Origin of the sequence: Pseudomonas sp. 18175 (assembly GCF_050432925.1) — a bacterium.
In the GTDB taxonomy this organism is placed as follows: domain Bacteria; phylum Pseudomonadota; class Gammaproteobacteria; order Pseudomonadales; family Pseudomonadaceae; genus Aquipseudomonas.
Window position 1 is genome coordinate 1 of sequence record NZ_JBKFTO010000015.1, and the last position, 23078, is coordinate 23078.

Here is a 23078-nt window from a genome sequence, read left to right on the forward strand (position 1 = left end):
GGTGGGGCGAAGTCTCCCACGGTCTGTACTGGCTAGAGTCAGATGCTGGCTTTTAGTCCCACCACCCCTACAAGTCTAACCATACAAGCTGGCTTGCCTGCGATGGCCACACCTCGGTCTATCGGCCGAACTGACCCGGCCAGCCAATCACCTTCTTCGGCCGTGGTGTCGCATAAGTCCTGATCTTCGACGTCGACAACCCCAACCGCACCAACGACTCGGCAATCGTCACCGCCGCCGTCACCCCATCCACCACCGGCACGCCAGTACGCTGGCGAATCTGTTCATCCAGCCCGGCCATGCCGCCGCAGCCCAGGCAGATCACCTCGGCCTTGTCCTCGCTGATGGCCAGTTCCGCCTGGCGCACGATGGCTTCCATGGCGGCCAGTGGGTTTTCTTCCAGCTCCAACACCGCCATGCCGCTGGCCCGCACCGAGGCGCAGCGCTGGTAGAGCCCGGCCAGTTTCAGGCGGTCCTCGATCAGCGGCACGGTGCGGTCCAGGGTGGTCACCACCGAATACGCGTGGCCGAGGAACATCGCGGTGCTGGCGGCGGCTTCGGTGATGTCCACCACCGGCACGTTCAACAACTCCTGCAAGCCTTCACGGCCATGCTCGCCATAACCGGCCTGGATCACCGCGTCGAATGGCTGGTCGTAGGCCATCACCCGGTCCATCACCGCGATGGCCGCCAGGTAGCTTTCAAAATTGCCCTCCACCGACTCCGCGCCGAAGTAGGGCGTGAGCCCGACGATCTCGGTGCCTGGCGCCGCCACGGCGCGGGCCTGCTGGGCAATGGTGTCGGTGATGGATTCGGTGGTGTTGACGTTGACCACGAGGATGCGCATGGAAGGTCCTTATTAATGACTGACGTTATCGACGGCAATGCTTTCGCCACTGACGTCGGCGTAGAACGGCTGGCGCTTGGCAATCAGCAGGTACAGCACGCCTGCAATACCGGCGCCAAACATCCAGGAAAACGGTGAGACACTGGCAAAGCCGGGCAACAGGGCCAGGAGAATGGCGATTACCGCCGCAGGAATAAACGCCGCTACCGCCCGCAAGTTGACCCCACGGCTGTAGTAATAAACCCCGTTCGGGTCTTCGCTATACAGCTGCAGCACGTCCACCTGGCTTTTACGGATCAGCCAGTAATCGACCATGATGATCCCGTACAACGGCCCCAGCAGTGCGCCCAGGCCAGAGAGGAAGTACACGATCACCAACGGGCTGTTGTAGAGGTTCCACGGCAGGATCAGCACCGCCACGGTGGCGCTGATCAACCCGGCACGGCGGAAGTTCAGGTATTTGGGCGCCAGGTTGCTTAATACAAAGGCGGGTGCGACGAAGTTGGCCATGATGTTCACCGCCACGGTGACGATCAGGAACGCCAGGCAACCTAGCACCAGAAAGAAGGTATTCGGGATAGCCGCGATGATTTCGGTGGGGCTTTCGATCACCCGGCCATTGAGCTGGAATTGCCCGCCGCACAGCAGCACGGTGATCGCGGCAAATACCAGGATGTTCACTGGCAGGCCCCAGAAGTTGCCGACCTGGATAGTCTTGCGGCACGGCGAGGAGCGGGCGAAGTCGCAGAAGTTGAGGATCAGCGTGCCGTAGATCGCCAGCCATAGCGCGCCGCCGGCAAAGATATTGCGCCACATTTCGCCGCCACTCAGCGGTTCGCGGATCGACCAGGCGATGTTGCCGCCGGTCTGGAAGTACATCCAACCGGCCAGTGCGGCCACGGTCAGCAAAATCACCGGCCCGGCGAAGCCTTCGTAGCGGCGCACCATCTCCATGCCGTAGGCCAGGATCACCAGTTGCACCAGCCAGATCGCCACGAAGCACGCCCAGCCGAGGGACGACAGGCCCAGGATCGAGTCGTGGTCGTAGTCGGCAAAACCTGGATGAATCGCCGTCAGCAGCACACGGAAAACCACCGAGGCCAGGTAGGTCTGGATGCCAAACCATGCAATCGCGATGACTGCACGAATCAACGCCGGAATCTGCGCGCCGTGGATGCCGAAACTGATGCGGCTGATCACCGGGAACGGCACACCGGTTTTCTGCCCCATATAGCCCGACAGGTTCATGAAGAAGTACACCAGTGCCGCGCCGATTCCGAGGGACAACAGGATCTGCCAGCCGCCCAGGCCCAACGCATACAGGCCAATGGCGAAGGAGTAGTTGGCGATGTTGTGCACGTCGTTGGTCCACAGCGCAAAGATGCTGTAGCGCCCCCAGCGTCGGCCTTCGACCTTGGTCGGTGCCAGGTCCTTGTTGTGCAGGCGCGGGCTCAATACCAACGGGCCGGGGGCCGTGGGATTCAGGGTGGAGGGCAGATCCAGTGCGATGTTATTCGAGAGGCTTGTACGCATTCCGGCAGGCTCCAGCTCATCAGCGAGCGAGCCGCAGATGGCAAAGTGTATGTAGGTTTTGTATTTATTGTATACAAAGAGCTTTTCACCTTAAGCCACATACGTGCCAGTTTTCGATCTATGAAAACCGTGGGTAATTTCGTTTTTATAGGTTGGTTTAGTAACTTACTGAATTGGAAGCGATATAAATTGACCAGTTGAACAGGTATTTATTTTTCGAGGGGAGCAAGCTGATTCGCAGGGGGGAAAGATAGGCGGGTAGAGGTGTTACGCAATGGTGCAGCCCAATAGAAATTGCACACATAAATGGCACCGATGGTTACAGGTATGTGTACATCTCTATGTCCAACACAAAACAAATGTGGGAGCGGGCTTGCTCGCGAAAGCGGTGTGTCAGTGATGAATACATCAACTGATACACCGCTTTCGCGGGCAAACCCGCTCCCACACAAACCGCGCCCGACATGTTTATCGCATCAGCTTCACGCCTTGCTAATGATATTCCCCGCATGCAGCCCGCATTCCTTCTGCGTCGCTTCTTCCCACCACCAACGCCCCTCGCGCTCATGCTGGTTCGGCAACACCGGGCGCGTGCACGGCTCGCAGCCAATGCTGATAAACCCGCGTTCATGCAGGCTGTTGTACGGCAGCTCCAGCATGCGGATATAGCCCCAGATCTCTTCGCTGGTCATCTGCGCCAGTGGGTTGAATTTGTACAGGGTGCGCTCCGGGGTGGAGAAGGCCGAGTCGATCTCCAGCGCCGCCACCTGGCTACGGGTGCCGGGGCTCTGGTCGCGGCGCTGGCCGGTGGCCCAGGCGCTTACGCCGGACAGTTTGCGGCGCAGCGGTTCGATCTTGCGCACGCCACAGCATTCGCCGTGGCCGTCCTTATAGAAGCTGAACAGGCCTTTCTCTTTAACGAAGGGTTCCAGCTTGGTCTGGTCTGGCGAGATCAGTTCGATATCGATCTTGTAGAACTCGCGCACCTGCTCGATAAACCGGTAGGTCTCCGGGTGCAGGCGGCCGGTGTCGAGGCTGAACACCTTGACGTTCTTGTTCAGCTTCCAGGCCATGTCCACCAGCACCACGTCCTCGGCGCCGCTGAAGGAAATCCACAGGTCATCACCGAACTGGCTGAACGCCAGCTTGAGAATGTCCTGGGCGGATTTGTTGGCATAAGTCGCGGCGAGTTCAGCGACGTCGAAGGCTTGGTTCATCAGGACGGTTCCTACAAGGTCAGTGGCGCTAAGCGCTCTATAGGTGGGCGATGGTATCAAAATCCGCTCTGCGTTGCGGCGGCGAGCTTGAATCGCTAGAGTTCGGCAGTCCTTTTGCTCGCTCAACTAACAACATCTAATGGGAGTGTCTTGTGGAAATTGCCTGTCTCGACCTGGAAGGGGTGCTGGTTCCGGAAATCTGGATCGCCTTCGCCGAAAAAACCGGTATTGAATCCCTGCGGGCCACCACCCGGGACATTCCCGACTACGACGTGCTGATGAAGCAGCGCCTGCGCATCCTCGACGAACACGGGCTCAAGCTCGCGGATATCCAGGAAGTGATCGCCACCCTCAAGCCGCTGGATGGTGCCATCGAGTTCGTCAACTGGCTGCGCGAGCGCTTCCAGGTGGTGATCCTGTCCGACACCTTCTACGAATTTTCCCAGCCTTTGATGCGCCAACTCGGTTTCCCGACCTTGCTGTGCCACCGCCTGATCACCGACGAAACCGACCGGGTGGTGAGTTACCAATTGCGCCAGAAAGATCCCAAGCGTCAGTCGGTATTGGCGTTCAAGAGCCTGTACTACCGCGTGATCGCTGCCGGCGATTCCTACAACGACACCACCATGCTGGGCGAAGCCGACCGTGGGATTTTGTTCCATGCGCCGGAGAATGTGATCCGCGAATTCCCGCAGTTCCCGGCGGTGCATACGTTTGAGGATTTGAAGCAGGAATTTATCAAGGCGTCGAATCGGCAGTTGAGCCTGTAAGGCTTTCAGCGCGGCTGGTGGCCCCTTCGCGAGCAAGCCCGCTCCCACATTTAACCGGGTACATCCTTTGGAATGCGATCAAATGTGGGAGCGGGCTTGCTCGCGAAGAGGTCAGCCCAGCCACTACAAACCTTCAAGGGTATGCAACAACACCCGCACCTTCGTCAGCGACTCCTGATACTCCGCCTCCCACTCCGAGTCCGCGACAATCCCGCCACCGCCCCAGCAGCACACCTGCCCATCCTTGACCAACAAGCTGCGGATGGCGATGGAGCTGTCCATCTCGCCGCGCACGTCCAGGTACACCAGTGAGCCGCAGTAGAGCCCGCGTCGAGTTGGCTCCAGCTCATCGATGATCTGCATGGCGCGGATCTTCGGCGCGCCGGTGATGGAGCCGCCGGGGAAGCTGCCGGCGATCAGGTCGAGGGCGTCTTTGTCGTCGGCCAATTCGCCGATCACGCTGCTCACCAGGTGGTGCACGTTGGGGTAGCTTTCCAGGCTGAACAGCTCTGGCACGCTCACCGAGCCGATGCGGCAAGTGCGGCCGAGGTCGTTGCGCAGCAGGTCGACGATCATCAGGTTTTCGGCGCGGTCCTTGGGGCTGGCCAGCAGTTCGGCGGCGTTAGCGGCGTCTTCCTCGGCTGTAAAACCACGGGGGCGGGTGCCTTTGATCGGGCGGGTTTCGACGCGACCTTCGCTGATATGCACGAAGCGCTCCGGCGACAGGCTCAACACCGCGCCGTCATCCGGTAGGCTCTGGAACCCGGAGAATGGGGTAGGGCAGGCCTCGCGCAAGGCGCAATAAGCCGCCCACGGGTCACCGCTGCACGGTGCACGAAAGCGTTGGGCAAAGTTGACCTGGTAACAGTCACCGGCCTGGATGTAGTCCTGGATGCGCACGATGGCCTGGCGATAAGCCTCGGCGGTGAGGTCCGGGGCCATGGGGCCTTGGAGCTTGAAGGTGGCCGGCGTGTCGAGCGTCTGCGCGCTGAACAACGCAAGCAGGCGTTGGCGCTCGCTATCGGCACATGCCGGGTGGAAGACAAGCTGACTGGTCTGCGCCTGGTGATCGCTGATCAAGGCCCAACCATACAGCCCAAAGCGCGCATCCGGCAGGAGCAGGTCGTCGGCGGCCAAGGTGGGCATTTGCTCCAGATGACGGCCGAAGTCGTAGCTCAAGTAGCCGATCAAACCACCGGCAAAGGGCAGTTCATGACCCGCGGGCAGATCCGCTTCGCCCAGTTGGGTGAGGTTTTGCCGCAAGCGTTGCAGGAAATCACTGCCGCTTTCGTCAGGCGATACCGTCAACGTGTCCAGAGGCCAGGCGCTGAGCAGGTCATAACGCCCGCGCTCGGCAGCGGGTCGGCCGCTGTCCAGCAGCACCGAGCCCGGTGCATGGCGAATGGCCGAAAAATACACGGCAGGGTTGGCCCGGTAGGGCAGCGGGTGTACAGAGCAGGTCAGCATGCGCGCAATGGTTCAGCCGTTAGCGTGGGGGAGGGGATTGTAGTCCGCCGAAGGGTTTGGTCCTAGAGCGCGGTTCAAATGTGGGAGCGGGCTTGCTCGCGAATGCGGTGGGTCAGTTGAAATACCTGTGACTGACACACCGCATTCGCGAGCAAGCCCGCTCCCACATTAGATATGTGTTTAGCCTTCAACCGGCGGGATGTGCCCAAACATCTCCTGCACGAACTTCACCCGTTCTTCCGGGGTTTCGGTAACACCGGCGGCCTTCAGTTCTTCCAGTCGCGCTTCCACCGCATGGGTACGCAAGGTCAGCCCGCAATCGTTGGCAATCTGGATATTCAACCCCGGCCGTGCGTTCAGCTCCAAAATCAGCGGGCCCTTCTCCTGGTCCAGCACCATGTCCACACCGATATACCCCAGCCCGCACAGCTCATAGCAGCCGGCGGCGAGCTTCATGAAACCGTCCCAGTTGGGCAGTTGCACGCCATCCACCGCGTTGGTGGTGTCAGGGTGTTTGGTGATGATGTTGTTCAGCCAGGTACCGCGCAGGGTCAGGCCGGTGGCCAGGTCGACGCCCACGCCAATGGCGCCCTGGTGCAGGTTGGCCTTGCCACCGGACTGGCGCGTCGGCAGGCGCAACATCGCCATCACCGGGTAACCCATCAACACGATGATGCGGATATCCGGCACGCCTTCGTAGCTGATGCTCTTGAAGATCTGGTCGGGCACCACGCGGTATTCGATCAATGCACGGTCGCGGTGGCCACCCAGGGAATACAGGCCGGTGAGGATGCTGGAAATCTGATGCTCGATCTCTTCATGGCTGATGATCTTGCCGGACACCGTGCGATAGCGCCCCTCAAACCGGTCCGCCACCACCAGGATGCCGTCACCACCGGCGCCCTGGGCCGGCTTGATCACGAAGTCGCTGCGCCCACCGATGATCTCGTCGAGCTTGTCGATTTCCTTCTCGGTGGAGATCACCCCGTACATCTGCGGCACATGAATGCCGGCCGCCATGGCCCGTTCCTTGGTGATGATCTTGTCATCCACAATCGGGTACAGGCTGCGCTTGTTGTACTTGAGCACGTAGTCGGCATTGCGCCGGTTGATGCCCATGATCCCCCGCGCTTCCAGGGCCTTCCAGGTCTTCCAGAAACCGAACATTACTTATCAGCCTTCAAGAACGCCTTGAAACGCACCAGCTCGGTCAGGCGGTAGCCGCGATAACGACCCATGGCCAGCATGAAGCCCACCAGAATCAACAGGATCGCCGGGAAGGTGAACACGAAGTACACCAGCTCCGGCACGCTCATGATCAAGTGCGCCAGGGATGCAGCAAACAGCGTACCAATCGCCACTTTCAGCGCATGGTTGGCGCCGCGTTCTTCCCAGGTGATCGACAGGCGTTCGATGGTCATGGTCAGGATCACCATCGGGAACAGCGCCACCGACAGGCCGCGCTCCAGACCGAGCTTGTGGCTGAACAGGCTGATGGCTGCGATCAGCACCACCACAAAGGTCAGCACCACCGACAGCCTTGGCAGCATCTGCAACTTCAAGTGTTCCAAGTACGAGCGCAAGGACAGCCCCAGCGCCGTAATAATCGTGAACAGCACAATCCCGAAGCCCAACTGCGTCTCGCGGAACGCCAGGGCGATCAGCACCGGGGTGAACGTACCCAAGGTCTGCAGGCCGATCAGGTTGCGCAGGATCAGGATCACCAGCACCCCAATCGGGATCATCACCATGATCATGAAGGTCTGCTGGGTTTGCAGCGGCAGGCCGTACAGCGAGTATTCGAGGAAGTTGGCGTCGGTGTTCTCGTCGGTCAGCTTGGCCAGGCGAATGGCGTTCATTTCGCTGTTGTTCAGGCTGAACGTCACCATGGCTTTCTTGCCGCCATCGACGGTGATCAGGTTTTCGTCGCCGGTCCACCACAGCAGGCGGTCGGCGGGCAGGCCCTGTTCGCCGGTTTCCGGGTTGAAGTACAGCCAGTCATTGCCATTGAAGCTGCGCAGCCACAGTTCCGGGGTTTGCGGCTGGTCGGCGACGAGGCGGATGGTGTGGACTTTTTCTACCGGCACATGGGCAATGGACAGCAGCAATTCGACGATCTTGGCCTTGTGCGGCGTGGACGGGTCGCCCGCCAGCAGCAGCTTCACATTGTCGTCATTGAGGTTGTTGGTGCGCTTGATGGCTTCGCTGATAAAGGTCTCGACGTCGGCCGAGTGCTGGCGGATCGGCGCCAGCAAGGCTTCGGCGGCGATTTTCTCCGGGCCTTCCACGGCGATGCTGTCGCGGAAGGTGGGGCCCTTGACCTTGACCTTTTCGCCGCTGTAGCGCTTGGTCAGCACCAGGCGGTAATACAGGGTCTGGTTGCCCTTGGCGCGGCGTGCCGACCAGGTGACCTTGCGGTTGCCATCGGTGCGGTTGACGCTCACCCCGTAGTTATTGGAGATAAAGCTCTCGTTGAGGCTCACGAAGTCGCGGCTCAGCGGCGGCACGAACATCTGGATCTTCACCGGGTCTTTCGGGTTGGCGACGAACTCAACCTTGGCGTCGATGTTCCACAAGTCGTCGGTGGCGTCCTCGGTAACAGGAATTCCCAGCACGAAGATCTGATAGGCGGTGACCGAAATACCCAACACCACCAGGATGGTGATCAGGATTTTCAGGTGCAGGGTCAGAGAGCGCATTCGGTTTACTCGGCGGTATGAGCGTCGGCGGCACAGGCAGGTTTGCCTGCTGCGTATTTAAGACTGGGGTCGACCAGCGCATCAAAGCGTTTGAGCGCTTCGGAGCCGATCAGCAGCGGGTATTGGAATGCGCTGCGGTCAGTCAAGTTCACTTCGATGCTGCGTAAAGCGGTGCCCATGCAGATATCCAGCGCAATCACTGGGCGGGCGGTGTAGTTCTTGTCCTCATCGGGGTCGTAGTCACCGGCGCGGCGCTTGATCTTGCTGACGCGGGCCAGGGGGCGTTCGATGGGGTGGGAATGGGCGGTGTCGATGGCCAGGTAGAAGCGCACCCAGGATTCGCCATTGCGCTTGAAGCGCTTGATATCACGGGCGCTGAGGGAGGCAGTCTTGGCGCCGGTGTCCAGCTTGGCAGCAACTTCCAGGTCGATACCGGCCAATTGGGCGTATTCGTTGAGGCCGTACACGGTCTTTTCGGCGGCAACGCCAAGACCAGGTGTCAGCAACAGGCAGAACAATAGAAGGAAGGGCTTGAGTCTCATAGATCCTGAGGCTGTGCAGTGCGATGTTTAATTCAAGGCGACTGGCATTACTGCGCAAACTCCCTCGTACGCCGTTTCATCCAATGATGTCAGGCAAAAGCGGCGGGCATTCTAACATGATGCTTTTTTGGCGCCAGCGCTGGCAGGCGGCCATGCCCTCGTAGAGTGCAGAGCGGGTTATTAGACGATTGTCGACAATGTGCATTTAATCTTTGACTGCGGCGGTCTGAATGGCTAGTTTTTGCCACATTGATTTTAAAGGTGTCGACAATATGCTGGACCACGCCGAACCCCCGGTGGCGATATCGGACGAATCCCAGACAATGTCGGAGAACGTCTTCCGCCGTATCCAGGCCGCCATCGTCAAGGGTGAGATCGCCCCCGGCAGCAAGATCTCCGAGCCGGAGCTGGCGCGCACCTACGGCATCAGCCGCGGCCCGTTGCGCGAGGCGATCCACCGCCTGGAGGGCCAGCGCCTGCTGGTGCGCGTTCCCCATGTGGGCGCGCGAGTGGTGTCGTTGAGCCACGCGGAGCTGATTGAACTCTACGAAATCCGCGAATCCCTCGAAGGCATGGCCTGCCGCCTGGCCGCCGAGCGTATGACCGATGGGGAGATTGAGGAACTGCGCCAGGTGCTCCACACCCACGAGCGCGACGAAGCGTTCCAGGCCGGCCTCGGCTACTACCAGCAAGAAGGCGACTTCGATTTTCACTACCGCATCATTCAAGGCGCCGGTAACCGCACCCTGACCCAAATGCTCTGCGGCGAGCTGTACCAGTTGGTGCGCATGTACCGCATCCAGTTTTCCGCCACCCCCAATCGTCCACGCCAGGCCTTCGCAGAGCACCACCGCATTCTGGATGCGATTGCCGATCGCGACGGTGAACTGGCCGAACTGCTGATGCGCCGCCATATCGGCGCGTCCAAACGCAACATTGCCCGTCACTTTCCCGGCGGCGCCACTGATAGAGGTGAGTCATGAGTTCCAACAATAAAAGCACTCCCGGCCAGCGTTTCCGTGACGCGGTGGCCAGCGAGCATCCGCTGCAAGTGGTGGGCACCATCAACGCCAACCATGCGTTGCTGGCCAAGCGCGCCGGGTTCAAGGCGATCTACCTGTCGGGCGGCGGTGTTGCCGCCGGCTCCCTCGGCGTGCCGGACTTGGGCATCACCGGCCTGGATGACGTGCTCACCGACGTGCGCCGCATTACCGATGTGTGCGACCTGCCGCTGCTGGTGGACGTCGACACCGGCTTTGGCTCCTCGGCGTTCAACGTGGCGCGCACGGTCAAGTCGATGATCAAGTTCGGCGCTGCCGCCATCCATATCGAAGACCAGGTGGGCGCCAAGCGTTGCGGCCATCGCCCCAATAAAGAAATCGTGTCCCAGCAGGAGATGGTCGACCGCATCAAGGCCGCCGTGGATGCGCGCACCGATGACAGCTTCGTGATCATGGCGCGCACCGATGCCCTAGCGGTCGAAGGCCTGGAGTCGGCCCTGGAACGTGCCGCCGCCTGCATCGAAGCCGGCGCCGACATGGTGTTCCCCGAAGCCATCACCGAGCTGGAGATGTACAAGCTGTTCGCCTCCCGAGTGAAAGCGCCGATCCTGGCCAATATCACCGAATTCGGCGCCACGCCGCTGTACACCACCGAACAACTGAAATCGGCCGATGTTTCCATCGTGCTGTACCCGCTCTCGGCGTTCCGTGCCATGAACAAGGCGGCCGAAAACGTCTACACCGCGATCCGTCGCGACGGCACCCAGCAGAACGTGATCGACACCATGCAAACCCGCATGGAGCTTTACGACCGCATCGACTACCACACCTTCGAGCAGAAGCTCGACGCGCTGTTCGCAGCCAAGAAGTAAAGAACAGCCTCCCTAATAAATTCAAGATTGGAGAACCGACATGGCTGAAGCAAAAGTACTGAGTGGTGCCGGCCTGCGTGGCCAGGTGGCCGGGCAGACGGCATTGTCCACGGTGGGCCAGGCCGGCGCCGGCTTGACCTATCGCGGCTACGACGTGCGCGAACTGGCCGCCGACGCGCAGTTTGAAGAAGTCGCCTACCTGCTGCTGTACGGCGAGTTGCCAAGCAAAAGCGAACTGGCTGACTACAGCAAAAAGCTCGGCAAACTGCGCGACCTGCCCCAAGCGCTGAAGGAAGTGCTCGAACGCATCCCCGCCGACGCCCACCCGATGGACGTGATGCGCACCGGTTGCTCGTTCCTGGGCAATATCGAGCCGGAGAAAGACTTCAGTGCCCAGCGCGACGTGACCGACCGCCTGCTCGCCGCGTTCCCGGCGATCATGTGCTACTGGTATCGCTTCAGCCATGATGGCAAGCGCATCGACTGCGTGACCGACGAGCCCTCTATCGGCGGCCACTTCCTGCACTTGCTGCACGGTAAAAAGCCAAGCGAGCTGCACGTCAAGGTGATGAACGTATCGCTGATCCTCTACGCCGAACACGAATTCAACGCTTCCACCTTCACCGCTCGGGTGTGCGCCTCGACCCTGTCCGACTTGTATTCCTGCGTGACCGCGGCCATCGGCTCGCTGCGCGGCCCGCTGCATGGCGGTGCCAACGAAGCGGCCATGGAGATGATCGAGAAGTTCTCGTCCGCCGAAGACGCCGTGCAAGGCACCCTCGGCATGCTGGCGCGCAAGGACAAGATCATGGGCTTTGGCCACGCGATCTACAAAGACAACGACCCGCGCAACGAAGTGATCAAGGGCTGGGCGAAGAAACTCGCCGATGAAGTGGGAGACACGGTGCTGTTCCCGGTTTCCGAAGCCATCGACAAGACCATGTGGGAGCAAAAGAAACTGTTCCCCAACGCCGACTTCTACCATGCCTCGGCGTACCACTTCATGGGCATCCCGACCAAGCTGTTCACGCCGATTTTCGTGTGCTCGCGCCTGACTGGCTGGGCTGCGCATGTGTTTGAGCAACGGGCGAATAATCGCATCATCCGTCCAAGCGCCGAGTACATCGGCGTAGAGCAGCGCAAGTTCGTGGCAATCGAACGTCGCTGAGTGGAAACACCGATGACCTTGAAGTGGTAACCGAATCCAATGTGGGAGCGGGCTTGCTCGCGAAAGCGGTGTAACAGTCGCTGCATGTGTTGAATGACACACCGCCTTCGCGAGCAAGCCCGCTCCCACATTTGGACCCTATTCCACATCAAGCCAGCATCGGCTCTTCCTTTTGCAACTACCGTGACCGAGTCCTGACGATGAACACTGAATTTCGCAAACCGCTCCCCGGCAGCCGCCTGGATTTCTTCGACGCCCGTGCGGCTGTCGAGGCGATCACCCCCGGCGCCTACGCCACCTTGCCCTACACCTCACGCGTGCTCGCCGAAAACCTGGTGCGTCGCTGCGACCCGGCCACCCTTAACGCGTCGTTGAGCCAACTGATCGAACGCAAACGCGACCTCGACTTCCCGTGGTTCCCGGCCCGTGTGGTGTGCCATGACATCCTCGGCCAGACCGCGCTGGTGGACCTGGCCGGCCTGCGCGATGCCATTGCCCTGCAAGGCGGCGACCCGGCGCAGGTCAACCCGGTGGTGCCGACCCAGTTGATCGTCGACCACTCCCTGGCGGTGGAAGCCGGTGGTTTCGACCCGGATGCGTTCGAGAAAAACCGCGCCATCGAAGACCGTCGCAACGAAGACCGTTTCCACTTTATCGAGTGGACCAAAAAGGCCTTCAAGAACGTCGATGTGATCCCGCCGGGCAACGGCATCATGCACCAGATCAACCTGGAGAAAATGTCCCCGGTGATCCAGGTGCGTGACGGTGTGGCGTTCCCCGACACCTGCGTGGGCACCGACAGCCACACCCCCCACGTGGACGCCCTGGGTGTGATCGCCATTGGCGTCGGTGGCCTGGAAGCCGAGAGCGTCATGCTCGGCCGCGCCTCGTGGATGCGCCTGCCGGAAAGCGTCGGCGTGGAACTCACGGGCAAGCTGCAACCGGGCATCACCGCCACCGACATGGTGCTGGCGCTGACCGAGTTCTTGCGTAAGCAGAAAGTGGTCGGCGCGTGGCTGGAGTTCTTCGGCGAAGGTGCATCGGCACTGACCCTGGGCGACCGCGCGACCATCTCCAACATGGCCCCGGAATACGGCGCCACGGCGGCGATGTTCTACATCGACCAACAGACCATCGCCTACCTGAAACTTACCGGCCGCGAAGACGAACAAGTCACCCTCGTGGAGCAATACGCCCGCCATACCGGCCTGTGGGCCGATGACCTCAAGGGCGCTCAATACGAGCGCGGTCTGAGCTTTGACCTGTCCAGCGTCGTGCGCAACATGGCCGGCCCCAGCAACCCACACGCCCGCGTGGCCACCAGCGATTTGGCGGCCAAAGGCATCAGCGGCCAATGGGAAGAAGTGCCCGGCCAAATGCCCGACGGCGCGGTGATCATCGCCGCCATTACCAGCTGCACCAACACCAGCAACCCGCGCAACGTGATTGCCGCAGGCCTCTTGGCGCGCAACGCCAACAAGCTAGGGCTGATGCGCAAGCCGTGGGTCAAATCGTCCCTGGCACCCGGTTCGAAAACCGTGGCCATGTACCTCGAAGAAGCCGGCCTGGATCATGAGCTGGAAGCGCTTGGTTTTGGCGTGGTGGCCTTTGCCTGCACCACCTGCAACGGCATGTCCGGCGCACTGGACCCGGTGATCCAGCAGGAGATCATCGACCGCGACCTGTACGCCACCGCTGTGCTGTCGGGCAACCGCAACTTCGACGGGCGCATTCACCCGTACGCCAAGCAAGCGTTCCTCGCCTCGCCGCCGTTGGTGGTGGCTTACGCAATCGCCGGCACCATCCGCTTCGATATCGAAAAGGACGTGCTGGGCCTGGATGCCAACGGCAAGGAAATCCGCTTGCAGGACATCTGGCCGAGCGACGAAGAAATCGACGCGGTGGTCAAGGCTTCGGTGAAGCCGGAGCAGTTCCGCAAGGTCTACATTCCGATGTTCGCCATCCACGAAGACACCGGCCCCAAGGTTACGCCGCTGTACGACTGGCGCCCGCAAAGCACCTACATCCGCCGTCCGCCGTATTGGGAAGGTGCGCTGGCCGGGGCCCGCCCGCTCAAGGGCATGCGCCCGCTGGCGGTGCTGCCGGACAACATCACCACCGACCATTTGTCGCCGTCCAACGCGATCATGCTCGACAGCGCAGCGGGCGAATACCTGGCGAAAATGGGCCTGCCGGAAGTCGACTTCAACTCCTATGCGACTCACCGCGGCGACCATTTGACCGCGCAGCGCGCAACGTTTGCCAACCCGAAACTGTTCAACGAAATGGTGCTGGAAAACGGCAAGGTCAAGCAGGGTTCCCTGGCGCGGATCGAGCCGGAAGGGCAGGTGACGCGGATGTGGGAAGCCATCGAAACCTACATGGAGCGCAAGCAGCCGCTGATCATCATTGCCGGTGCTGACTACGGCCAAGGTTCGTCCCGCGACTGGGCGGCCAAGGGCGTGCGCCTGGCCGGAGTGGAAGCGATTGCCGCCGAAGGGTTCGAGCGTATCCACCGCACCAACCTGGTGGGCATGGGCGTGTTGCCGTTGGAGTTCTTGCCGGGCACCGACCGCCATACCTTGCAGATCGATGGCAGCGAAACCTATGACGTGGTCGGCGCGCGCACCCCGCGGGCCACGCTGACATTGGTGATCAACCGCAAGAATGGCGAACGTGTCGAAGTGCCGGTGACCTGCCGCCTGGACACTGCCGAAGAAGTGTCGATTTACGAAGCGGGCGGCGTGTTGCAACGTTTTGCCCAGGATTTCCTGGAATCGGCGGCGACCGCCTGAAGAGGATAACCATGGCACACGTAGCGCAAATCAAGATCCCCTCCACCTACATGCGTGGCGGCACCAGCAAGGGCGTGTTTTTTGCCCTCACCGACCTGCCCGCAGCGGCGCAAGTGCCGGGCGCTGCGCGCGACGCGCTGTTGCTGCGGGTGATCGGCAGCCCCGATCCCTATGACAAGCAAATCGACGGCATGGGCGGCGCCACCTCAAGCACTAGCAAGACGGTAATCCTGGCCAAGAGCACCCGCGCCGATCACGACGTGGACTACCTGTTCGGCCAGGTCTCCATCGACAAGCCGTTCGTGGACTGGAGCGGCAACTGCGGCAACCTGTCGGCGGCGGTGGGTTCGTTTGCCATCAGCGCAGGGCTTGTCGACCCAGCCCGCGTGCCCCACAACGGTGTGGCCGTGGTACGGGTGTGGCAGGCCAATATCGGCAAAACCATCATCGCCCACGTGCCGATCACCGACGGTGCGGTGCAGGAGACCGGCGACTTTGAACTGGACGGCGTGACCTTCCCGGCCGCCGAAGTGCAGTTGGAGTTCATGGATCCGGCGGCAGACGAAGAGGGCGGTGGTGGCTCGATGTTCCCCACCGGCAACCTGGTGGACGACCTGGAAGTGCCCGGCATCGGCACCTTCAAGGCCACGCTGATCAATGCGGGTATCCCGACCATCTTCATCAACGCCGAAGACCTCGGCTACACCGGTACCGAACTGCAAGGCGCCATCAACAGCGACCCCAAGGCCCTGGCGATGTTCGAAACCGTGCGTGCCTACGGCGCACTGCGCATGGGCCTGATCAATCACCTGGACGAAGCCGCCCAGCGCCAGCACACACCGAAAGTGGCGTTTGTGGCCAAGCCGGTGGACTACGTAGCGTCCAGCGGCAAGGCGATCAAGGCCGGCGATGTGGATTTGCTGGTGCGCGCACTGTCCATGGGCAAACTGCACCACGCCATGATGGGCACGGCGGCGGTGGCGATTGGCACGGCAGCGGCGATTTCCGGCACCTTGGTCAACCTGGCGGCCGGTGGTGTGGAGCGCAATGCAGTGCGCTTTGGGCATCCGTCCGGCACGTTGCGCGTGGGGGCTGAAGCTACCCAGGTGAACGGCGAGTGGGTGGTGAAGAAGGCCATTATGAGTCGCAGTGCGCGGGTGCTAATGGAAGGCTTCGTGCGCATCCCCGGCGACGCTTTCTAGCGACTTGCACCGAGCCAATGTGGGAGCGGGCTTGCTCGCGAATGCGTTGAATCAGTCAGCACATCTGTGGCTGATCCTCCGCATTCGCGAGCAAGCCCGCTCCCACAGGTGATTTGTATTCCAAGGCAGGCAATCAAGATCTGCTCCCTGACAACCGTGAGCCCGAGGACTACCCCCAACCCACTTTTGGAGCACTGCCATGAGCGCCAACGTCGACCAGAACAACCGCCCCGACTACGACCAGGTTTTGCAGGACATCGCCGACTACGTCCTCACTTACCGCATCGACTCCCCGGCCGCGCTGGACACCGCCCGCAATTGCCTGATGGACACTCTGGGCTGCGGCCTGCTGGCCTTGCGTTTTCCCGAGTGCACCAAGCACCTGGGGCCGATTGTCGAGGGCACGGTCGTACCCTTTGGTGCGCGCGTGCCGGGCACCTCGTTCCGCCTGGACCCGGTCAAGGCCGCCTGGGACATTGGCTGCATCGTGCGCTGGCTCGACTACAACGACACCTGGCTCGCCGCCGAATGGGGCCACCCCTCGGATAACCTCGGTGGCATCCTGGCCGTGGCCGACCACCTTTCACAAAAACGCGTGGCCAATGGCGATGCGCCGCTGACCGTGCGTGCGGTACTCGAAGCGATGATCATGGCCCACGAAATCCAGGGTGTGATTGCCCTGGAAAACTCCTTCAACCGTGTCGGCCTCGACCATGTGCTGTTGGTGAAAGTCGCTTCCACGGCCGTGACCGCCAAGCTGATGGGCGCCAACCGTGAGCAGTTGCTCGCGGCCTTGTCCCATGCCTTTGTCGATGGCCAGGCATTGCGCACCTATCGCCACGCGCCGAACGCCGGTTCGCGCAAGTCGTGGGCGGCGGGGGATGCGTCGAGCCGTGGCGTGCGCCTGGCAGATATCGCCCTGCGTGGTGAAATGGGCATTCCCGGTGTATTGAGTGCGCCGCAGTGGGGCTTCTACGACGTGCTGTTCAGCCACACCAACAAGGACCTGGCGCTCAAGCCCGAGGACAAGCGCGGGTTCAGCCTGTCCCAGTCTTACGGCACCTACGTGATGGAAAACGTGCTGTTCAAGATCAGCTTCCCCGCCGAATTCCACGCGCAAACCGCCTGCGAAGCCGCAGTGACGTTGCATCCGTTGGTGAAAGACCGTCTGCATGAAATCGAGCGCATCGTGATCACCACCCATGAGTCGGCGATTCGGATCATTTCCAAAGTCGGCCAACTGGCCAACGCCGCCGACCGCGACCATTGCCTGCAATACATGACCGCCGTGCCCCTGGCCTTTGGCAACCTGGTGGCCGAACAGTACGAAGACGACTTCCACGCGGCCCACCCGATCATCGATCAGTTGCGCGACAAAATGGTCATCGTCGAAGACCCGCGCTACAGCCGCGAATACCTCGAAGCCGACAAACGCTCCATCGCCAATGCGGTGCAGGTGTTTTTCAAGGATGGGTCCAGCACCGAGCAAGTGGTTGTGGAATACCCGATTGGCCATCGGCGTCGCCGGGTCGAGGGTATTCCGTTGTTAGAGGAGAAGTTCAAGGCCAACCTTGCCACGCGGTTTACCGCGCAGCGCAGCGGCGAGATTTTTGCGCTGTGCAAGGATCAGGTAGAGCTTGAGGCCACTCCGGTCAATCGGTTCGTCGATCTGTTCGTGATCTAGCCGACGCCGGAGATCCAATGTGGGAGCGGGCTTGCTCGCGAAGGCGGAGTGTCAGTCGCTACATGTGCTGGCTGACACTCCGTCTTCGCGAGCAAGCCTGCTCCCACATTTGGAACTGCGCCAGTCTCAGATGACTACATACTGCCCTCAACATCCTCCAGGCTAAACGTCTCGGTATGGTCGTCATATGAAAAAATCTCCGCATACCGTCCCCACGCCACCACGCTTTCCAGGGTTTTTTCCACGAAGGCTTCGGTCATCGAGTCTTGCAGTTCCTGCTCGAAACGCACCCGTGGTGCACGGTGCCCGCTGCGTTCCAGCAACACCTGGTGAATACGCGCCGCCAACGGCACATGCTGGATCAAATGCTCGGCGAACAGGGTCTTGCGCTCCTGGGTGCCGTAATCGGCAAACAGCTTGCCGGCGTCGGTCAGGGTGATGTCGGCGCCCTTGAGTTCGGCAAAACCCAGGTGCTCAAGCATCTCGGCCACCGGGAACAGGTCATCCACTTCCAGCAGGCGCCGTTCGGCCACGGTGGGTAAACCTGCGTGGCCGTTGTAGGGCTCGGCGGCGAGGGTCTCGATCAGGCCGGCCATCAGGTTGGTGGAGACTTCCGGCAGCAGGCTGCCCATCTTCAGTTCGGGCTTGCCGGCAGTGGCATCGGCGCTGCGTCGGTCGGTCATCAGGGCGTAGATGTCGTCGACCATTTGCCGGAAGGTCGGGTCCAGGCGGTTGCGCGGGTGGGCAAACGGCACCTTGATCTCGGCGACCACACGGCCGGGGTTGGACGACAGCACCAGGATGCGGTCGCACATCAGCACCGCTTCTTCGATGTTGTGGGTCACGATCAAAATCGACTTGATCGGCAGTTGCTTGCCGCTCCACAAGTCCAGCAAGTCGGTGCGCAGGGTTTCGGCGGTGAGCACGTCCAGGGCCGAGAAGGGTTCGTCCATCAACAGCAAGGTCGGGTTGACCACCAGCCCACGGGCAAAGCCGACCCGCTGGCGCATGCCACCGGAGAGTTCGCGCGGGTAGGCGTTTTCAAAGCCGTCCAGGCCGATCAGGTCGATGGCGGCCAGGGCGCGACGGCGGGTTTCCTTGCGTTCGACTTGCAAGGCTTGCAGGCCGGCTTCGACGTTTTCCAGCACCGTCAGCCACGGGAACAGCGCGAACGTCTGGAACACCATGGCCACACCTTCGGCCGGGCCGGTCAGTGGTTTGCCGTGGTAGTGCACCTCGCCGGATGACGGCTGGATCAGCCCGGCGATGATGCGCAAGAGTGTGGACTTGCCGGAGCCGGAACGACCGAGCATGCCGACGATCTCGCCTTCGTGCAGGCTCAGGTCTACGCCGCTGAGCACTTGCAGTTCGTCCTTGCCTTTGCCGAACACGCGGTTGACGTTCTTCAACGCGTAGATCTGCGGGGTGTCGGCGGTGTGTTCGGTGTAGGTGGTCATCACGGCAGAGCCCCTCAATTCAGACGCAGTTTGTTTTCAGCCATGGCGTACATCGGGCGCCAGACCGCACGGTTGAAGGCCACCACAAAAATCGACATCACCACAACGCCCAGGGCGATCTTGGGGAAGTCACCGGCGGCGGTGGTTTGGGCGATGTAGGCGCCCAGGCCGTGGGCCGCCACGGTGTCCTGGCCCCACGACACGTATTCGGAGACGATGCTGGCGTTCCACGCACCGCCCGAGGCCGTGATGGCGCCGGTGACGTAGTACGGGAAAATCCCCGGCAGCATCACCTTGCGCCACCACAGCCAGCCGCGAATGCGGAAGTTGGCGGCGGCCTCCTTGTAGTCGTTGGGAAAGGCGCTGGCGCCGGCCACCACGTTGAACAGGATGTACCACTGGGTGCCCAGCACAATCAGCGGGCTTAGCCAGATATCCGGGTTGAGGTGGTAGTGCAGGATCACGATGACAAACACCGGGAACAGCAGGTTCGCCGGGAATGCGGCGAGGAACTGCGCCAATGGCTGGATCTTTTCCGCGAGCTTGGGACGCAGGCCGATCATCACCCCCAGGGGCACCCAGATCAGCGAGGCGATCAGGATCAACCCGGCCACCCGCAACAGGGTAATCAGCCCGAGTACGAACACATGGCCGACCTCGGCCACTGTCACCTCGGTGCCTACGTAACGCACGATGTGGTACAGCGCGTAGGTCGTGAGCAGCGCAATAAACGAACCCCACACCCAATCGATGAGCTTGGAGGTGGCCGCACTGGCCGCTGGCGCGGCGTTGCGCGCAGGGAGCGACAGGCTCAAACGTTGGTTTCCGATACGGCTGATGGCGCGGCTGATGGGCCGCAGCATGAGCTGAATCATGCGTGTACGTTGGATCAGGTTCAGCACCCAGGATTGCGGCGCGGCGCCTTGGGAGGCGGTGGTTTCCATGCGGAACTTGTCGGCCCAGGCCACCAGCGGGCGGAACAGGAACTGGTCGTAGAGCAGGATCACCACGATCATCGCCAGGATCACGTAGCCCACCGCGTGCAGGTCTTTCTGCGCGATGGCCAGGGCCAGGTACGACCCCACGCCGGGCAGGGTGATGGTCTTGTCGCCGACGGTGATGGCTTCGGAGGCGACCACAAAAAACCAGCCGCCGGACATGCTCATCATCATGTTCCACACCAGCCCGGGCATGGCGAACGGCACGTCGAGCTTCCAGAACTTCTGCCAGCCTGACAGCCGCAGGTTGGTGGACACTTCCACCAGGTCATGGGGCAGCATGCGCAGCGACTGATAGAAGCTGAACGTCATGTTCCAGGCCTGGCTGGTGAAGATCGCAAAGATCGCGGCGAATTCGGCGCCCAGCACGCGACCGGGGAACAGCAGCAGGAAGAACGTCACGGTGAAGGAGATGTAACCCAACACCGGCACCGATTGCAGGATGTCGAGCACCGGCACCAGCAGTTTTTCGGCGCGCCGGCTTTTGGCCGCCAGGGTGCCGTACAACAGGGTGAACACCAACGCTGCCGCCATCGCCGCCAGCATGCGCAAGGTGGTGCGCATGGCGTATTCCGGCAGGTTGGCCGGGTCGAGGGAGATGACTTCGCTTTGCAACGTGGCAATAGGCGCCCAGGTTTCCCGGGCCGTGATCGAGAAAAACAACAGGAAGCCGATCACCAGCGGCAGGGCGACCAAGTCCCAGCGGTTGGGCAGCAAGCGCAAGGTGGAGGCCGGCAGGTAGTGGCGGAACACTCTTTTCATAGGCGGTCATTCCGGCAGCATTCAGGCGGGGGTGAGCTTAGCTTCTCAACGAAAGGCTACCGAGAATGGGTGGCGTTGTTTTCGTGAGCCGGGGGCATCGGGAGGATGCAGGTGGAATTGTACGTATCGGAGGTAAAAGTAGGCTGTCAGTTTCCTGTACGAAAAGCGGCCACTGTGGCGAGGGAGCTTGCTCCCGCTGGACTGCGCAGCAGGCCCCTGCTTTTGAGCCTAGCGCGGGGCCGGTTTGCGGCCCGACGGGAACAAGCTCCCTCGCCACAGGTTTCGGTTTGGTGGGCTGGCATTGGGTGTTTGCCGTCGTTCAGCAGCTATTCAAAGCGCAGGATCACCCGGCGATTGTGCTTGCTCTTCTTCTCGATTTTTTCGCAGAACACCCGGCCGATTTCCTCGGTATTGGTGACGTGGGTGCCGCCGCAGGGTTGGATATCGATGCCGCTGATTTCAACCACCCGCACCGAGCCATGCACCACCGGGGGCGCCACCGCCTGGGTGCGGGTGATCTGCAGCAGGGTGGAATATTCCGTGGCGGGCATCGACAGGGTGTTAACCGGGCGGGCCTGCTCGATCAGGGCGTTGAGGTCGCGGGTGATGCTGTCCTTGTCGAGGGTCATTTCCGGCAGGTCGAAATCCAGGCGGCCCTTGTCGGCACTGATGCTGCAACCGGTCACCGGCGCATCGATGATCGAGCACAGCAGGTGCAGGCAGGTGTGCATCTTCATGTGCTGGTAGCGCCGCTCCCAGTCGATGCCTGCGTCAACCTGCGCCCCGGCCACCAGTTGAACCGGCCACTGTTGCACCTGGTGCCAGATAATCGAGCGCAGCATCGGGTCGCGAACGGTGCCGGTCACGTCCACGCGTGTGCCGTCCGCCAGGGTGAGGTGGCCGGTGTCGCCCGGCTGCCCGCCGCCGGTAGGGTAGAACAACGTATGTTCCAGGGCGACGCCGTGCTCGCTGACGGCAACCACCCTTGCGCTAAACGCGTTCTGGTACGGCGCGCTGTCGAACAGCGCCAGGGTTTCCATGGTGTGCACCGACATGTTCAACCTCCGACGTTCAGTGGGCTGGCTTGCAACAGGGAACGCACCATTGCACTCAAGCCAGGGGGGGAAAGCAGGGTTATTTCAAATTCCGGGCCGCAGACTTTGAGGTTCAGCGGCAGGCGCGGCAAGTGGCTGCTCGACTCGACACGGTGCAGGCGAAATTGCAGGTGATGACGCTCTTTCACCGTGGGTTCCAGCATCAGCCCCGGCAAGGGGTGGAAGTCGGCGTCCAGTACGGTGACCTTGTGGCTGGCGTTGATCTCGCCGACCACGTGCAAACGCTCGTCGAGGGCGAAGGCGCCCAAGTAGTTGCTGTTGTCTGAGTCATCGTTTTTTTGCAACTGGACCTGGTTCACCACCTTGACCTTGGTGCCCGCGGGCACGTCCTGGGTGATCACGCAGGATGGGCTGATAAACACGTTGTCGCCGATCAGCACATAACCCAGCACGCGAGCGCCGGAGCCGACCTCGACGTTATTGCCCAGGCGCGGGTGGCGCTTGCCATCGGGGTTGTTGGCAATGCCACGGGCGCCCAGGGTGACGCCGCAGAGGATGTAGCAGTCGTTGCCGATCTCGCAGGTTTCGCCGATCACCGTGCCATAGCCGTGGTCCAGCACGAAGCGCCGGCCAATGCGCGCCGCCGGGTGGATCTCGGCACCGGAGAGGATCTTGCCCTGGTTGCTCAGCGTGAGGGCCATGCGCGAAAACACGCCGTTGGGCTGGTCGGGGAAATTCCACACCCGGTGCGCCAGCCGGTAATACAACACGGCCTTGAATGAGGCATAGGACTCCAGGATCAACTCGCCGCGTCCACGGGAGGCCGGGTCACGGTAGGCATAGGCGATCAGGTCTTCGGCCACCGCCTGGGCGGCGTTCTGGATCAGCGGCGCAAGGTGTGGCTCCAACTGCTTCATCTGTGCGGGCGTGAGGGTGGTGATGAGGTGGGTGAGCAACTCATCGTGCAACTGTTGCATGTCGATAAAACCGCCCATGGAGGCGCCCCCGC

General features: G+C 61.5%; 18 protein-coding genes. 7 read left to right on the forward strand and 11 right to left on the reverse strand.

The annotated features are described in order from the left end of the window. Positions 1 to 118: 118 nt before the first annotated feature. The 3 genes from ACLD1Y_RS20515 to ACLD1Y_RS20525 all read right to left on the reverse strand — a co-directional run bounded on the left by ACLD1Y_RS20515 (position 119) and on the right by ACLD1Y_RS20525 (position 3597). On the reverse strand, positions 119 to 847 hold the full coding sequence (locus ACLD1Y_RS20515) for an aspartate/glutamate racemase family protein (RefSeq protein ID WP_194937770.1): 729 nt from the start codon (positions 845 to 847) through the stop codon (positions 119 to 121). A 12-nt stretch (positions 848 to 859) separates the two neighbouring features. Then, positions 860 to 2380: an NCS1 family nucleobase:cation symporter-1 gene (locus ACLD1Y_RS20520; protein ID WP_429479645.1), complete on the reverse strand. Its 1521-nt coding sequence runs from the start codon at positions 2378 to 2380 to the stop codon at positions 860 to 862. A gap of 482 nt (positions 2381 to 2862) precedes the next feature. Continuing rightward, on the reverse strand, positions 2863 to 3597 hold the full coding sequence (locus ACLD1Y_RS20525; RefSeq protein ID WP_105522965.1) for a phosphoadenylyl-sulfate reductase: 735 nt from the start codon (positions 3595 to 3597) through the stop codon (positions 2863 to 2865). Between the two features lie 152 nt (positions 3598 to 3749). On the opposite strand from ACLD1Y_RS20525, the gene thrH reads away from it, so the two are divergent. Continuing rightward, on the forward strand, positions 3750 to 4367 hold the full coding sequence (thrH, locus tag ACLD1Y_RS20530; RefSeq protein WP_135288524.1) for a bifunctional phosphoserine phosphatase/homoserine phosphotransferase ThrH: 618 nt from the start codon (positions 3750 to 3752) through the stop codon (positions 4365 to 4367). Between the two features lie 123 nt (positions 4368 to 4490). Here the strand turns inward: thrH and pabB are convergent, their stop codons facing one another. The 4 genes from pabB to ACLD1Y_RS20550 all read right to left on the reverse strand — a co-directional run bounded on the left by pabB (position 4491) and on the right by ACLD1Y_RS20550 (position 9075). Then, positions 4491 to 5834 carry an aminodeoxychorismate synthase component I gene (gene pabB / locus ACLD1Y_RS20535; RefSeq protein ID WP_429479646.1) on the reverse strand — a complete coding sequence of 448 codons (1344 nt, stop codon included), beginning with the start codon at positions 5832 to 5834 and terminating at the stop codon, positions 4491 to 4493. A 180-nt stretch (positions 5835 to 6014) separates the two neighbouring features. Beyond that, entirely contained in the window at positions 6015 to 7001 is a 987-nt protein-coding gene (locus ACLD1Y_RS20540; RefSeq protein ID WP_429479647.1) for an alpha-L-glutamate ligase-like protein, read from the reverse strand. After that, positions 7001 to 8533 (reverse strand): inactive transglutaminase family protein, encoded by a 1533-nt coding sequence (locus tag ACLD1Y_RS20545; protein WP_429479648.1) that lies wholly within the window; start codon positions 8531 to 8533, stop codon positions 7001 to 7003. Before ACLD1Y_RS20545 ends, ACLD1Y_RS20540 begins: the two co-directional genes overlap by 1 nt. Before the next feature lie 5 nt (positions 8534 to 8538). Continuing rightward, positions 8539 to 9075, reverse strand: coding sequence for an ATP-dependent zinc protease family protein (locus ACLD1Y_RS20550; RefSeq protein ID WP_135288528.1), 537 nt, complete (start codon positions 9073 to 9075; stop codon positions 8539 to 8541). A 272-nt stretch (positions 9076 to 9347) separates the two neighbouring features. Here ACLD1Y_RS20550 and ACLD1Y_RS20555 point away from each other — a divergent pair, with 272 nt between their 5' ends. The 6 genes from ACLD1Y_RS20555 (at position 9348) to prpD (ending at position 17797) form a co-directional block, all read left to right on the forward strand. Beyond that, the gene (locus tag ACLD1Y_RS20555) at positions 9348 to 10058 is read left to right on the forward strand and encodes a GntR family transcriptional regulator (RefSeq protein ID WP_429479649.1); all 711 of its coding nucleotides are present in this window, start codon (positions 9348 to 9350) and stop codon (positions 10056 to 10058) included. Beyond that, entirely contained in the window at positions 10055 to 10948 is an 894-nt protein-coding gene (prpB, locus tag ACLD1Y_RS20560; protein ID WP_429479650.1) for a methylisocitrate lyase, read from the forward strand. Before ACLD1Y_RS20555 ends, prpB begins: the two co-directional genes overlap by 4 nt. 40 nt (positions 10949 to 10988) lie before the next feature. After that, entirely contained in the window at positions 10989 to 12116 is a 1128-nt protein-coding gene (prpC, locus tag ACLD1Y_RS20565; protein WP_429479651.1) for a bifunctional 2-methylcitrate synthase/citrate synthase, read from the forward strand. Between the two features lie 200 nt (positions 12117 to 12316). Next, positions 12317 to 14911, forward strand: a complete 2595-nt coding sequence (gene acnD, locus ACLD1Y_RS20570) for a Fe/S-dependent 2-methylisocitrate dehydratase AcnD (protein ID WP_429479652.1) — start codon at positions 12317 to 12319, stop codon at positions 14909 to 14911. Positions 14912 to 14922: 11 nt separating this feature from the next. After that, complete coding sequence (prpF, locus tag ACLD1Y_RS20575; RefSeq protein ID WP_429479653.1) at positions 14923 to 16113, forward strand: 2-methylaconitate cis-trans isomerase PrpF; 1191 nt, start codon at positions 14923 to 14925, stop codon at positions 16111 to 16113. Between the two features lie 199 nt (positions 16114 to 16312). Further along, entirely contained in the window at positions 16313 to 17797 is a 1485-nt protein-coding gene (gene prpD, locus ACLD1Y_RS20580; RefSeq protein ID WP_429479654.1) for a 2-methylcitrate dehydratase, read from the forward strand. A 134-nt stretch (positions 17798 to 17931) separates the two neighbouring features. Here the strand turns inward: prpD and ACLD1Y_RS20585 are convergent, their stop codons facing one another. The 4 genes from ACLD1Y_RS20585 to ACLD1Y_RS20600 all read right to left on the reverse strand — a co-directional run bounded on the left by ACLD1Y_RS20585 (position 17932) and on the right by ACLD1Y_RS20600 (position 23064). Next, positions 17932 to 19254 (reverse strand): AAA-associated domain-containing protein, encoded by a 1323-nt coding sequence (locus tag ACLD1Y_RS20585; RefSeq protein ID WP_429479655.1) that lies wholly within the window; start codon positions 19252 to 19254, stop codon positions 17932 to 17934. A 14-nt stretch (positions 19255 to 19268) separates the two neighbouring features. Continuing rightward, positions 19269 to 21014 (reverse strand): ABC transporter permease, encoded by a 1746-nt coding sequence (locus tag ACLD1Y_RS20590; protein ID WP_429479656.1) that lies wholly within the window; start codon positions 21012 to 21014, stop codon positions 19269 to 19271. 326 nt (positions 21015 to 21340) lie between these two features. Further along, positions 21341 to 22069, reverse strand: coding sequence for an alanyl-tRNA editing protein (locus ACLD1Y_RS20595; protein ID WP_429479657.1), 729 nt, complete (start codon positions 22067 to 22069; stop codon positions 21341 to 21343). A 2-nt stretch (positions 22070 to 22071) separates the two neighbouring features. Then, positions 22072 to 23064, reverse strand: coding sequence for a serine O-acetyltransferase (locus ACLD1Y_RS20600; protein ID WP_429479658.1), 993 nt, complete (start codon positions 23062 to 23064; stop codon positions 22072 to 22074). Positions 23065 to 23078 lie beyond the last annotated feature (14 nt).